The 13,432-nt window shown below is 65.1% G+C and carries 12 protein-coding genes; 2 read left to right on the top strand and 10 right to left on the bottom strand.

Annotation, left to right across the window (positions count from 1 at the left end; translation table 11 throughout):
- Positions 1-74: 74 nt before the first annotated feature.
- From AB5T46_RS13175 to AB5T46_RS13160, 4 genes are all read right to left on the bottom strand, one after another.
- The gene (locus AB5T46_RS13175) at positions 75-512 is read right to left on the bottom strand and encodes a hypothetical protein (RefSeq protein ID WP_370564446.1); all 438 of its coding nucleotides are present in this window, start codon (positions 510-512) and stop codon (positions 75-77) included.
- 64 nt (positions 513-576) lie between these two features.
- Positions 577-1,656 carry a hypothetical protein gene (locus AB5T46_RS13170; protein ID WP_370564445.1) on the bottom strand — a complete coding sequence of 360 codons (1,080 nt, stop codon included), beginning with the start codon at positions 1,654-1,656 and terminating at the stop codon, positions 577-579.
- Between the two features lie 169 nt (positions 1,657-1,825).
- Complete coding sequence (locus AB5T46_RS13165) at positions 1,826-2,497, bottom strand: hypothetical protein (protein WP_370564444.1); 672 nt, start codon at positions 2,495-2,497, stop codon at positions 1,826-1,828.
- Positions 2,498-2,913: 416 nt separating this feature from the next.
- Complete coding sequence (locus AB5T46_RS13160; RefSeq protein WP_370564443.1) at positions 2,914-3,165, bottom strand: heme-binding protein; 252 nt, start codon at positions 3,163-3,165, stop codon at positions 2,914-2,916.
- On the opposite strand from AB5T46_RS13160, the gene AB5T46_RS13155 reads away from it, so the two are divergent.
- On the top strand, positions 3,134-3,682 hold the full coding sequence (locus tag AB5T46_RS13155) for an SDR family NAD(P)-dependent oxidoreductase (RefSeq protein ID WP_370564535.1): 549 nt from the start codon (positions 3,134-3,136) through the stop codon (positions 3,680-3,682). The genes AB5T46_RS13160 and AB5T46_RS13155 overlap by 32 nt on opposite strands.
- Positions 3,683-3,913: 231 nt before the next feature.
- On the opposite strand, the gene AB5T46_RS13150 is transcribed toward AB5T46_RS13155, so the two are convergent.
- From AB5T46_RS13150 to AB5T46_RS13135, 4 genes are all read right to left on the bottom strand, one after another.
- On the bottom strand, positions 3,914-5,083 hold the full coding sequence (locus AB5T46_RS13150) for a right-handed parallel beta-helix repeat-containing protein (RefSeq protein ID WP_370564442.1): 1,170 nt from the start codon (positions 5,081-5,083) through the stop codon (positions 3,914-3,916).
- 257 nt (positions 5,084-5,340) lie between these two features.
- On the bottom strand, positions 5,341-6,204 hold the full coding sequence (locus tag AB5T46_RS13145; RefSeq protein ID WP_370564441.1) for an alpha/beta hydrolase: 864 nt from the start codon (positions 6,202-6,204) through the stop codon (positions 5,341-5,343).
- A 314-nt stretch (positions 6,205-6,518) separates the two neighbouring features.
- Positions 6,519-6,995 (bottom strand): GlcG/HbpS family heme-binding protein, encoded by a 477-nt coding sequence (locus tag AB5T46_RS13140; RefSeq protein ID WP_370564439.1) that lies wholly within the window; start codon positions 6,993-6,995, stop codon positions 6,519-6,521.
- 52 nt (positions 6,996-7,047) lie between these two features.
- On the bottom strand, positions 7,048-8,541 hold the full coding sequence (locus tag AB5T46_RS13135) for a PQQ-dependent sugar dehydrogenase (RefSeq protein WP_370564438.1): 1,494 nt from the start codon (positions 8,539-8,541) through the stop codon (positions 7,048-7,050).
- A gap of 175 nt (positions 8,542-8,716) precedes the next feature.
- Here AB5T46_RS13135 and AB5T46_RS13130 point away from each other — a divergent pair, with 175 nt between their 5' ends.
- Positions 8,717-10,960 (top strand): winged helix-turn-helix domain-containing protein, encoded by a 2,244-nt coding sequence (locus AB5T46_RS13130; RefSeq protein ID WP_370564437.1) that lies wholly within the window; start codon positions 8,717-8,719, stop codon positions 10,958-10,960.
- Positions 10,961-11,098: 138 nt separating this feature from the next.
- On the opposite strand, the gene AB5T46_RS13125 is transcribed toward AB5T46_RS13130, so the two are convergent.
- Both AB5T46_RS13125 and AB5T46_RS13120 read right to left on the bottom strand, forming a co-directional pair.
- Positions 11,099-11,542, bottom strand: coding sequence for a fasciclin domain-containing protein (locus AB5T46_RS13125; protein ID WP_370564436.1), 444 nt, complete (start codon positions 11,540-11,542; stop codon positions 11,099-11,101).
- A 300-nt stretch (positions 11,543-11,842) separates the two neighbouring features.
- Complete coding sequence (locus tag AB5T46_RS13120) at positions 11,843-13,129, bottom strand: hypothetical protein (protein WP_370564435.1); 1,287 nt, start codon at positions 13,127-13,129, stop codon at positions 11,843-11,845.
- Positions 13,130-13,432: the final 303 nt, after the last annotated feature.

Below are 13,432 nucleotides of genomic sequence, written 5' to 3'. Positions count from 1 at the left end.
GTCGCTCGCCACCGGCCGTGCCTGCGTCACCGGCACGGCGCGGTAGCACGAGCGCAGCCCGCATGCATGCCTGGCTAGACGTCGCGCTCCATCCTGCCTGACGTTGCGCGTGGGTTGACGAACACGAACTGGAAATATTTCGCGTAGTACTCGCCTACCCGGGCGTCGGCCGCCTCGAGCCACACACGAGGCTTGCCTTCTTCCCTCGCGATCTCGATCGTCTTGTCGACGAGGAGTGCGCCCGAGCCGGCATAGCCCACCACGTCTTGCAGCTTCACGGACTCGGGCTCGACCTGGATCCGTGCAAGCGCTTCGACCGCGTCGCCGTTCGTGACGTAGAGATAACGCTCTCCCCTGCGCACGTTCTGTTCCCAGAACATCGCCAGACCGTTGATGCACTGTTTGGCAATTGCCGTACGGCCGTTGTCCTTGTCGGGCTGGATGGAATCAACGAACGTTTCATAGGCTATCTTGAACTCCGGCCAGCTCTGGGCGATGTGGATCTCTGGCATGGTGATCTCCTTGTTGACGGGCTGCGGGGCGGATCGGCATCGGCCTTCCAGGTCCACGGACGTCCTACGCCAGTCCGGCCTCGACATCGACCGCGCGCGTCTGGCCCGGCCACACGCCGTACAGGTCGACGTGGCGCACGCCGTTGACCCATTGCCCGCGCGGGCTGCTCCACCGCAGGTGATGGGTCTCGTCCGTCCTCACGCCGCGGAAGACGAGCGCGAGCTCGAGGTTGCTCGCGTCCAGCGGGATGTCGGCGATCGTGGCGGTCAGGGCGCCGGACACGCGGACCTCGGTCGACTTGCGGCCGCGCGGCGTGTCGTACTGGAGCCTGGCATCGACGATGTAGGTGCCGCCGTTGGTGTTGCGGATCACCAGCTGGTAGGCGCTGATGTGGTTGATCCAACGCGGCAGCAACAAGCGGCCGTCGAACGAGGCGAAGGTGAACGCCAGCGGCACCGAGCCGCTGGGCAACACCCCGGCCTCGCTCGGCCACAGGTGCTTGTCGACGCTCTTGCTCGCGCTCGTGGAAGTGAACGAACCCTTGCCGCTGGCCTCGCCGAGCAGCTTCTGCACGCCCGAAGCGGTGCCGGTCAACGAGAACGTGTTGTCGGCCGCCATCGAACCGACGTTGAGCCCGCTGCGCGCGTACAGCACGCCGGTGACGACACCGAACCCCTGCGCGATGCGACCGTCCGAGCCCATGCCGGACTGGGCCGCGCGCTCGGCCAGCCAGTCGAGGTTGCCGCCGAGGACGGCATCCGGATTGTTGAGCACGCTCTCCGAGTCCAGCGCGCACTTCGAGATCATCGAGCCCTCGCGGCCGAACTTCCACTCGACCTTCAAGCCGGCCTTGGCCGTGACCCCGGTATCCGGGTCCGTGACCTCGCCCTTCAGGTCGACCTCGGTCTCGGTGCGCGAGACATCGCTGGTCATCGCGTTCCAATCCGAACTGACCTTGTTGCGCAGGAAGTTGTCCTCGCTAACGCCCGGAATCGCGGATGCGATCAGCTTGAACAGGCCGGTGGCCGGATCGACGATTCCGACCGCGCCGGGCGCGATCTCGCTGCTCAGCGACCAGTTGCCCCAGTAGGCCTGGTTGGTCTTGCGGATCATCTGAGTGAACTGTGCATTCCAATGGATCATGTCGTGCTCCCGAGTGTGGTGGTGCCTTGCCGATGGATTGGATGGGCGCTGCTCCGGTGGTGCCGGGCAGGCGGGGAACGGACTTGTGCTGCACGTCCTTGTTAGAACGCTGCAAGCGCCCCGAGCCGCAACTGCTCGCGGCGCTGGCCTCCGCGCGTGCGGGCCGCGCCTACGGCTGCTCGTCGGGACATGGGGAGTCGGGGCCGAACAGCACGTCGAGCGAGGTCTGCGGTGCCTGGCTCAGCACACGCGCCAGGCACCCGGCCCCCTTGATGACGCGCGCCTCTTCGCGCCAGTCGCAGTCCGCGGGGCTGAAACGGAAGGCCTGCTTCTGCCAGTTGTTGCGGGCACCGACGCACTGGGTCGCCGCCGGAAATGCGTACCAGCGGCCGCCGCTGTCGGACTTCTGGTCGACACCGGCCACCTTGCAGGCGGCGTTGTTGTAGCGGCAGACGCGCACGCACTGTTGCAGCGTCGTCGGTGGCGTCCCCTCGTGACACCCCTTGCCCGCGTACTCGAGATTGCAGTTGCAGTAGTCGTTGGGCGGGATCGCGATGCGGGTCACCTGGAAGCGGATCGCCAACTTCGTGGAGGCCGTTGCATTCAGGAGGCCGCGGAACGCGGTCGCGTCGCTGGCGTTGGCTTCCTGCAGCGATACGAACGGACGGCCGTCGGCATCTGCGGCAATCGGCATCCTCGACTGCAGCCGATAGACATGGATGGTTTCGCAGGGATCGCCGCCGGGACACTGCGCCTCGGCGGGGCTGCTCCAGCCCAGGGCACACACCCACACCCCCAGCCACCACAGCGATCGCAGCGCGGCGTGGTTTACACCGATCATGTCGTTCTCCCCTTGCGTTGCCGATGGACGAGAGGACAGGTCGTCCCGCTCTGCCCTTGTTGAACGTCGCAACTGCGCCGGCGTGAACCGTCCGGAGGGAGGAATATCAAAACCGGGGTCAGAGTGGACTTTTCCCGGCAACGGCTTCGGGGAGCCGGACGATCTGCTCGCGCCGCACCGGGCCTGGCTGTCGCTCGAGGCGGACCAGCCGACGCACCAGGCGGCATGGCGGACGCTGGTCATGGACACCGTCGATCCACGGGAAACCGACGCCATCCGCCTGCATTTGCAGCGTCAGCCCCCCATAGACCCGACTGCTTCCGACATGCGATCGAAGCACAGCTGGGCGCACCCTCGGGCCCGCCAGGATCGGACGACCGCGCAAAGCGCCCGCATAATCCGAGCCGGCAGAAAGTCTACTCTGAGCCCGGTTTTTGGCGCGAAACCGCCAGGCTCGCCGCCTCGGCCGCCCGGGTACCGCATTCGGCATCGAACTCGGACGGTGCGCCGGAGACGCCGACGCCGCCGATCGCCGTGCCGTCCCGGGCAAAGAGCGGCACGCCGCCTTCCATGGCGGCGATCATCGGCGCGGTCGGCACGTTCCATGCGGCCGTTTCGCGCGTCGACCTGCGATAGATCGCCGCGGAGCGTCCCTTCCACTGCGCCACGGCGGCGGCGGCCGGCGAAGCCCCCCAGCTCGTCAACAACGCCGGCCACGGCGTGCGTGCGCCCTTTGCCGAGACCACGCCCGAGCAGTTCGACCAGCTGGTCGACGTGCACCTCAAGGACGCGTATTTCCTGACCCAGGCCCTGCTGCCCCTGATCGCCGACGGCGGACGCATCGTCAACATCTCCAGCGGCCTCGCGCGCTTCGCCCTGCCCGGCTACAGCGCCTATGCCGCGATGAAGGGCGCGATCGAAGTGCTGACCCGCTACCTGGCCAAGGAACTCGGCGCCCGCGGCATCGCGGTGAACACCGTCGCCCCCGGCGCGATCGAGACCGCCTTCGGCGGCGGCGCGGTGCGCGACAACGCCGAGCTCAATGCCTACGTGGCAGCGAACACCGCGCTGGGCCGCGTCGGCGTGCCCGACGACATCGGCGGCATGATCGCATCGCTGCTGTCGCCGGCGAACCGGTGGGTGAACGCGCAGAGGATCGAGGCTTCGGGCGGGATGTTTCTCTAAGCGTTGCTCCAGCTCGGAAACGGGAGAAGCTCCTTCGTGCCTGTTGACCTAGACGGCGAAATGGTGACCCCGTTTTTTACCCTGACTTGAAGCCCTGCCGGCGCACCAGCAGGTGCTTCGACCTCGAGACGATAGCTGGCTGGCAGGGAACGTGCCGGCCAACACACGAAATCCAGGGTGGTGCCGACCTATCGCTCGCTCCGCCTCAAAAAACGACTGGCGGAATCCAAGCTAGTGGCAGAGCGTATCGGGATCAGGTGGCGGGCAGGGTTCGGCCGGGGGCACGGGAGGAGTAGGCTCTGGCCGATAGTTACCAGAGGTTCTCAGGCGGGGCTGGGGGAGAACGCCGCAGGCGTTGTCGGGCCCGTACAGCTTGAAAACGCTGATCCACCCATCGTATCCGTCGTTCAGTTCGTTGTAGCGAAACTCGTTGCCGATGGAGGGGCACTCCGGTGTCGGCTTCGTGCAATCGGTCCGGTCATGGGTGCAGTACCAGTCCGAATAGAAAGACCCCAGGCCGGTATCGAAGAAGCGGTTTTCGAGAATCTTGTTGAAATCCGAAGCATCCCGAATCCTGATCGGATCACCGTTGGAATTCACGAACTTGTTGCGCTCGATAACATTGGAGCTGGAATGATGCGCGGCATAGATGGCATGGATGTGCGCGCCATCTCCTACCTGGTTCAGCACGTTGACGAAGTGATTGTTGGCGATGTGGTTGTTTCTGGAATTTACCAGGTGTAGCGCAGCTGTGGAGTATCCAGTGATGCTGTAGACCCCGCCGATATTGTAGAAGTACATGCCCTGGATCTTGTTGCCGCCGTTCCAAGCATTGATGTCATTCCGGTTGCCGCTGAAAGACATCGCCGTGTTGTAGTTCTGGACCCGCAAATAGCGAAAATTGAGCTTGCTGGCTCCGTTCGTCCCCCGATAATTGAACCACAGGGCCTCGCCATTGCCCTCGAAGACCGGGCGGTCGTTCGTGAAGTTGATCGGAGTGAAGGTGATCTGTTGTCCGTTGATGAACGTCCAGTTGACCTGCTGGTTGTAATAGACCCCCTGCGCGATATGGATCTCGACGGGTGAAGCTGGAGAAGCGGCTTCCAGCAGCTGGTTCGCCCGCTGGAGGGTCTTAATAGGCGCGGCCGGCGTGAGACCGCTGTTGCTGTCCTGGCCGCTTGCCGAGAGAAATAACTTGTAGGGTGCGGCCTGGGCAAGCCCGGCCGCAAACAGCAGCACGCAGAACAGCAGCGCGCAGAACAGCAACTTTCTTCCCATCATCCTTTCCCCTTCGTTGATGACCGAGGTGCAATGGTAAGGAGCTTGGCGCGCTCGTTTCGTGATTACCAACTCAGTTCGGGCTGGGGCCAGATCGCTGAGGAAAAACAGTGTCAGGGACAATTTGAACGCTGCGGCGGTCGTCCGGCCGGTTCCATGACGGCGAGCCACTCGTGCTGGCTTCCACTTCTACCGTCTCGTGGCTGGTACGCGTCAATCGGTACAAGAATTGTCCCTGACACCTTTTCCCTGACACCTTTTCCGCTCCCCTTTCCGCCCTGACACCTTCTTCCGCCGGCGTTCGGTTCGAACCGCATTGCAACCTCTTTCAAAGACGTCGGCCTCCTCGTTGCCAACGAGCCACACTTCGCTGTCCGACGCTACTCGTCGCGAAACAACCACAACATGGCTTGGCGGTATGCCTCGCCAATCGACGCCGCATGCGTGCCGCCTTCGATCGGCAGCAGCGCCACCTGCCAGGGCGCATCGCTGCGGCCGGACCAGGCCTGCGTCCATTCGACCGCGTTGCGCTGGCGCCGCTCCGTATCGCGCGAACCGCTGGCAACCGCCACCTGCAGGTCGCCACGCGCATGCGGGGCCGCGTCGATGAAGAACCGCTCCCGGCCCGGAAGAAGGGTCGGATTGCTTGCAATGCGGCCCCAGAAAAGGTCGGGAGCTTCGAGCGCGGACCAGAGCACGAACGTCCCGCCGCGGGACTGTCCCAGCAGTACGCGCCTGGATGCATCCGCGCGATAGCGTTTCTCGACTTCCGGGATCAGCTCGCGCGCCAGGAACTGCAGGAACGCGGGCGCACCGCCCTCGCCCGCGGCCGCATCGGGCGCCGGGGCCGAGAAATCCATGTCGCGCTTGTTGACGGAGGGGTCGAAGCCGCCGTAGACGATCCCCACGAGGATGGCTTCGGGAAGATCCTCGTCATAGGTCAGGAGCAGGTGCGTGGGCGCCAGAAGCGGGAACAGGCTGTCGCCGTCGAGCAGGTAGACCACCGGATAACGGCGTGCCTCCTGCGGGTCGTAGCCCTCCGGCAACCGGACGTACACGTGGTAGGTGCGCCCGGAGTGCGTGGAGGTGATCGGGAGGTAGTCGCCCGCCAGCGCGGGCAAGTGATCGAGCGGAATGCTGGCGTTGCGGCGCGCGCCAACGTCATCCACTGATGTCCGCGACATGTCCAGGCTGCAGGCGGCAAGCGGAAGCAGCAGGATGACAAGCAACGCCAGGCGAGACATGGGCTGGTGCCTCCATTCGATGCGATGCCCCGGCCTTTTCGAACGCGGATGACAGGTCCCGAGGTTCCATGGCAAGCATGCCACATGCCAAAACCGCGGTCAGAGTCTAATGTTTCCCACATCTCCTAGCGCTTGTCTTCCCCCTTTGAAAAAGGGGGATTGAGGGGGATTTGCTTTTGCAGTGGCTTTGTCGGGCGCCCAACAGAGCCACGGCCGAAGCAAATCGCTGCGCTATTCCCGGCCCCCGCAGCGCGCGGGAACACCAAGAAATGGGGGGAAGCCGCAGACTCTGACCCTTGTTTAGACCTTTGTTCTTATTCTTCCGTGCGCGATACCACCAGGCTCGCCGCCTCGGCCGCCCGGGTACCGCATTCGGCATCGAACTCGGACGGTGCGCCGGAGACGCCGACGCCGCCGATCGCCGTGCCGTCCCGGGCAAAGAGCGGCACGCCGCCTTCCATGGCGGCGATCATCGGCGCGGTCGGCACGTTCCATGCGGCCGTTTCGCGCGTCGACCTGCGATAGATCGCCGCGGAGCGTCCCTTCCACTGCGCCACGGCGGCGGCGGCCGGCGAAGCCCCATGGTTGGCGAAACTCACCAGGTCCCCACCATCGTCGAAGATCGCGACTGCGACCGCATGGCCGGCCTGTCCGGCATGGGCCAGGCAATGGTCGCGGATGGCGTCCGCCGTCTCGAAGTCGAGGACGGGCCGCGCGGTCTGCGCCTGCGATCCCATGCTCCAGAACAAGGCAGCCGACGCGACAAGACTGGCGGAAACGATCGATTTCATCCTGCTCTCCTCTGTAGGAATGACACGCACAAGAACGCTTCGGGCCGGCCCGCTACTGCCGGCGCTCCTCCTGCGCCGTCAGCCGCAGGATCTGTCCCGGATCGTCGGTGACCAGGTAGATGGCGCCGTCGGGCCCGACCACCGGCTCATAGGGACGGCCCTCGGCCTTGAAGATGATTTCCTCGTGCTGGACGCGGTCGTCGTCGAGGGTGAGCAGGCGCAGGTCGCGCGGCGAGAGGCCGGTGACCAGGAGCTTGCCTTGCCAGAGGGGGAATTCGTCGCCGTGGTAGAAGGCCAGGCCCGAGACCCCGGTGGAGGGCCGCCAGTAATAGGCGGGCTGCTCCACGCCTTCGGCCCGCGTGTCCGGCGTCAGGACCGTGCCGTCGTAGTTGATGCCGTGGGAGACGACCGGCCAGCCATAGTCGCCGCCGCGCTCGATGATGTTCAGCTCGTCGCCGCCGCGCGGACCGTGCTCCGTCGCCCACAGGCGTCCGGTCGACGGTTCGATCGCCATGCCCTGCGGATTCCTGTGGCCGAGGGTGTAGATCGACGCAAGCGCATCGCCGCGGCCGCGGAACGGGTTGTCCGGCGGGATCGACCCGTCCGTCATGATGCGGTGGACCTTGCCGCTGGGCCTTCCGGGCTCCCGCGCCAGTTCCCGCGCGCCGCGGTCGCCGACGGAGAAGTGGAGCCGTCCTTCGCCGTCGATCGCCATCCGTCCACCGTAGTGCCAGAACGGCTCGCCATAGGCGGCCGGATCGGCTTCGAACAGGACCTCCTGGTCGACCCAGGCGTTGCCGCGGATGCGGCCGCGCAGGACGCGCGTCATGGCCAGCGGATCGCCTTCGGGCCCGGTCTCGTCCAGGCGATGGCTGTAGGAGAGATAGATCCAGCCGTTTTCCTGGTAATCCGGGTCGATCGCGATATCCAGAAGGCCGCCCTGGTTCCAGATATGGTCGTGGACGTAGACCTGCGGCGTGCCGCTCACGGGTTGCGGCGCCAGGACGCCGTTCCTGACGATCCTGAGCCGGCCGGGCCGCTCGCTGACCAGCGCCGTCTCCGCATCCACGAACGCCAACGCCCAGACCGTTTCCAGCCCGTCGGCGAACAGCTCGGCGCGGACCGCATAGTCGAGCGTGTCGACAACGCCCGGGACGGCATCGAACTCGCGCGGCTCGGCCTCCGCCGCGGCCTGCACCTCTTCCGGATCGGGCTCCGGCTCGCCCTGGCGGGCGGGCAGGAACTCGGCGAGCGCGGCGATCTCCTCCGGCGCGAGGGTCCCGCCGAAGGCCGGCATGCCCTGCGACGCGATCCCGTTTCGGATGATGCGGGCCAGGTCGTCGCGGCTGCCGCCATAGCGATACGTCCGGGCCGAGAGCGGCGGGCCCAGCCCCGTGCCCTGTCGATCGGCGCCATGACAGGACGCGCAATTCCTCTGGTACAGCACCGACGCGTCGGTCTGGGCGGCCGCCGGCGCGCCTGCGGCGACCGCCAGGGCCAGCACTGCCGCCGCGCGGGCGGTCGTTCGGGCACGAAAACCGGGCATGGAACACTTCCTCCTGGCTGCGAACGTTCAAGAAGCGGTCACCTGGACCGGAACGATGCAAGGAGAGGACGAATGGCCCCCTGCCTGAATGGAGGAACGCTATGGTTTTGCGATAGATTCCATGTAGGCGCTGGTGGGCGTCGCCGAAGAGCGCAGCTCCGGGCGGTGGGCGCGGGTGAGCGAACGGACGACAATCGGGAAGATCGATGCAGAGCGTGGAGACCGGGCGGCCCGGGGAGGAGCTCCGGGCTTCACCGCGGGCGAAGCGCTGATCCAGCCCTCGCTCAACCGGATCTCGATCCACGGGCACGTCGCGCAGGTCGAGCCGAAGGTCATGCAGGTGCTGGTCCTGATGGCGGAGCGTCCGGGCACCGTGATTGCCAGGGAGACGTTTCTCGACACCGTGTGGGCCGGCACCGTCGCCGACGACTATCTCCTCAATCGGGCGGTCTCGGAACTCCGGAAGATCTTCGGCGACGATGCGCAGGCCCCGCGCTACATCGAAACGATCCGAAAAACCGGCTATCGCCTCATCGCTCCCATTGCGCCTGCCAAGGTCGCCGCAGCGGTCGCCGCGCATGTCCCCGACCCGCCTGCGGCGGACCCGCCGGAGCCCGATGCGCAGCCCGCCGGGCGAGCGCCACTTTCCGGGACATTCCGGGCGTTCCGGAGCAGGCCCGCCCTGTACGGATTGGCCGCCGCCTGCATCGCCGCCGCCGCGGCCGCCATTTTCCTGTTCGGCTCGCGGCCGGCGGGAAATGCTTCCGGCGTCGCCGAAGGCTATGAGGTGCGTCCGCTGACGAGCTTCGTCGGCCGCGAACTCGAACCCGCCCTGTCGCCGGATGGCAGCCGCGTCGCCTTCATCTGGGACGGCGGCGACGGCGCCTTCGACGTCTACGTGAAAACGATCGGAAGCGAAGACGTCCTCAACCTGACCAACAGCGACGCCGGCGAGCGCCATCCCGTCTGGTCCGCGGACGGGCGGACACTGCTGTTCGCGCGTCCCGGCGGCGCCGGGATCTCGATCATGCGCATCTCGGCGCTGGGCGGCGGCTTCACCCGCGTGTTCGATGACGATGCGGCCACCGACATCCGCGGCATGAGCCTGTCGCCGGACGGCGCGCAGGCCGCCTACGCCGGCCGGGAAAACTCCACCGCCCCCTACCGGATCGTCCTGGCCACGCTCGAGAGCGGAGAAAGGCGGATCGTCTCGAGTCCGGAGCCCGGCTCGCTCGGCGACATGGACCCGCGATTCGCGCGCGATGGCCAGTCGATCGTTTTCGTCCGCGCCGTCAATGAGGTCACCAAGGATCTTTACCGGCTCACCCTGGACGGCGGCGAGCCGACCCGCCTGACCTTCGACAATCGCAAGATCAACGGACTGGCCTGGTCGCCCCGCGGCGAGCGGCTCCTGTTCACCTCGACCCGGTCTGGCACGTATGGCCTCTGGTCGGCGGATCCGGACGGCGGCGATCTGCGACCGGTGCCCTTGGGCAACGAGAATGTCCAACAGCCATCGACGGCGGCGGGCGTCGACGCCATCGCCTTCGAGCAGTGGATGCATCGGTCGCAACTGCGGCAGGTCGACCTCGCCGGCCGGACGGAACTCGAAACTGGCCGATACATCCGCTCGACCCGCTGGGACTCGAACCCAGCCTACTCGCCCGACGGCGCGCGGATCGCATTCGCCTCCAACCGCAGCGGCCCCTACGGCATCTGGGTCAGCGGCCGCGATGGACGAAACGCCGTGCAGATCGCGGATTTCGACGGCGCCTTCGTCGACAACCCCGCATGGTCGCCCGACGGCGCGCTGATCGCATTCGACGGCAGCCCGGAAGGAAAGACCGCGATCTTCACCGTCTCGCCGGAAGGGGGAGCGCCGCGACGGATCGTCGACGGGCCGGGCGACAACCGCAATCCGGCGTGGTCGCGGGACGGGGCGTGGATCTATTTCGAATCCAATCGCAGCGGCGAGTGGCGGATCCATGCCCAACCGGCCGCCGGCGGGCCGCCGGTCGCGATCACGGCCGGCACAGGCGCCCATCCCCGGGAATCCGCCGACGGCAGCCGGCTCCTCTACAGCAAGCCCGATGCGCGGGGACTGTGGCAGCGGCCGAGGGAAGACTGGGGTGCCGGCGCCGCGGCGGAATCGGAAGCGCTGCTGATTGCCGGCGTCGAGCCCCAGGACGGCGCCAACTGGGTGCCGGCACGCGACGGCGTCTACTTCGTGCGGCGTCCGGCGGAAGGCGCGCCCGCCCTGTCGCTGTTCGACTATGCGAGTTCGTCCGTGACCGACATCGTCGCGCTGCCGCCGTCGTTCGAGGGATGGGGGCTCGACCTGTCTCCGGACCATACGCAGGTGATCTTCTCGGAGCTGATGATGCGGGAAAGCGATCTGCGGCTGGCGGTGCCGCGGTGAAAATCGAACTCGACCCCGTCCGGCATCCATGGTGACGGCACCGGGACCTCCGCACCCACATCCGACAACTCCCTTCTTCTCTCAAAAAAAAATGGCGGGGATCTCTCCCCGCCATTGCACTGCAGACAAGAGGAACGGTTAATTCACCTTGCTGGGCATGTTGACCTTGTCGATGCCATGGATGACGCCGTTGCTTGATTCGATGTCGGCCGACGTGACCTGGGCGCCGTCGATGCTGACCTTGCCATCGGTCAGCTTGACCGGAGCGGACTGGCCGTTGACAGTCCTGGCCTTGTCCCACTTGCCGATGTCTTCCGCGCTCTTGCGGCCGCTGAGGACGTGGTAGTTGAGGATCGAGGTCAGTTCCGCCTTGTTTTCCGGCTTGAACAGCGTTTCGAGCCGGCCTGCCGGCAGCTGTTCGAACGCCGCATCGGTCGGAGCGAAGACGGTGAACGGCCCGGGGCCGCGGAGGGTCTCGGCCATGCCCGCTTTTTCCACGGCGGTGCTGAAGGTCTTGAACGTGCCGCTCGCAGCGGCGGTGTCAAGCACGTTGAGGGTTGAAGGACTGGTCTGAATGTTCATGATACTGATCGCCTGTAGAGAAGACTCGCCAATTGCGAATCCAGGATGGCCGAAGCCAAGCCTCCTGCAGACTGCAGGAGTGCGATGCCCAGTGCGGAGAGTGAGTGGGAGTACGGCGCGGCTGAGTGGCCGCTACGACGTTGCGTCGTAGTGCAGGCACACCCTACGCCTTCGACTGTTACTTGCGTGTCAAGTCCGCCGCGAAAATGGGGTCAGGTTCAGCCGCCCCTGATTTCTCGGACACCACAAAGCGAGGACAGTCCTCGCATGGAGGTGTTCGATGCACGGGACACCAAGCCATCACGGGCAAAGCTCGGGACCCGGATTGCAAGGAGGTGGAATCTGCGGTGCTGCCGTCACCTGGATCGTCAGGTTCGCACTGGGCTGACCTACCCAGGTGACGCCATAATCGTGCAATCGCCACCGGAAGGGATAGCTACCGGGGGTACTGGGCGCCCTGACAGTGAAGTTGAACGTGGCAGCAGCACCCGGCGCAACCGTACCCGGTACGGCAACCTTTCCCAGCCCCCAAACGTTCTGGTGCGGCGGATTGGAGGTGCGCAGATAGAATCCCTCCGACGATTTCCAGCTGTGGTCGCCGCTGTCGTTCCTCATCGTCACGCTGACCGAGTACGTCTGTCCAGCAATCATGGTGGACGGAACGGACTGGCTCACGAACGTCGCGCTCGGGCTGAGGTTCGCCGACGCCTGTAAACGCGGCAGGGTCGGGGGCGCACATTCCGGAGGTTGTTCTGCACCGTGAACCATCCAAGGAACGACCGCACCATAGTATCCGCCGTAAAGCGTGTTGTTCCGGAACTCGTTGCCTTGCGAAGGACACTCAGGCGCAGGTTTCGTGCAATCCGGACGGGACGGCTCGCAGTACGATTCCTGGTAGAACGAGAAATAACCGGTTTTAACGAAACTGTTGTTGAGGACGCGATTGTTGTTGGAAGCATCCCTGAACTTGACCGGATCACCGACCGCGTTGATGAAAACGTTGCCATAGATGAGATTATCGTGGGCGTAATGCGCTGCATAGATTGGATGCAGGTGCGCCGCCGTCGTTGCTGGTGGAGGATCGAGGACGTTCTGAAACATTGAATCGACGATGACGTTGTTACGCGAGTTCACCAGCCTTACCGCTGCGGTCGATCGACTGGCACTGAAAGATCCCCCGATGTTGTAGAAGTACATCTCCAGCAACTCGTTGCCGCCGTTCCATCCATCTAGATCGTTGCGATTACCGTTGAAGGACACCGCCGTTCCGTAGTTCTGGATTCTGAGATGGCGGAAGCGAAGATTGGTCATCCGGCCACCGGACGCCCTTAGTGCAAACCAAGTCGCACCATTCTGTCCGTCGAAGACCGGCACCTCGTCCGAGAACCCCTTAGGAGTAAAGGTGATGGGCTTGCCGTTGTAGTAAGTCCAGGCCACCTCCTGCCCCAGGTACGTTCCTGGCGCAATGTGGACCTCTACTTCATCGACCGGCTGCGTCTGCTGCAGGATCGCCTGTACTCGACCGAGCGTCTTGACCGCTTGCGCTTCAGACAAACCGCTGCGCGTGTCGGCACCATTCGGTGCCATATACAGCTTCAAGATGGCGGCACTGGCGCTTGGCGGAACGCACAGGATCAGGAGAAGGAGGTACGTCCATATTCTCATCATTCTTTTCCCTTGTTGAATGACGCAAGCGCCCTGCCCTTTCAGCAGGCGGCAAGTGAATCCGGCCTCGCTTCTTCGCGTCCACTTCTCGATTGGGCCAATGCCGTGATTCCCCACATCATGTCACGGCAGCACAACAGAAGTTCTTATCCGCCTAATCCTGTCGTCAGTCAAGCTCCCCGCGAGGATCTGTCAAACCAACTGTGTAACTGCGGTTGATGCTCA

The sequence above is a fragment of the Luteimonas salinilitoris genome (assembly GCF_041300785.1).
In the GTDB taxonomy this organism is placed as follows: domain Bacteria; phylum Pseudomonadota; class Gammaproteobacteria; order Xanthomonadales; family Xanthomonadaceae; genus Luteimonas; species Luteimonas salinilitoris.
This window is presented reverse-complemented; position numbering and strand designations above follow the sequence as displayed.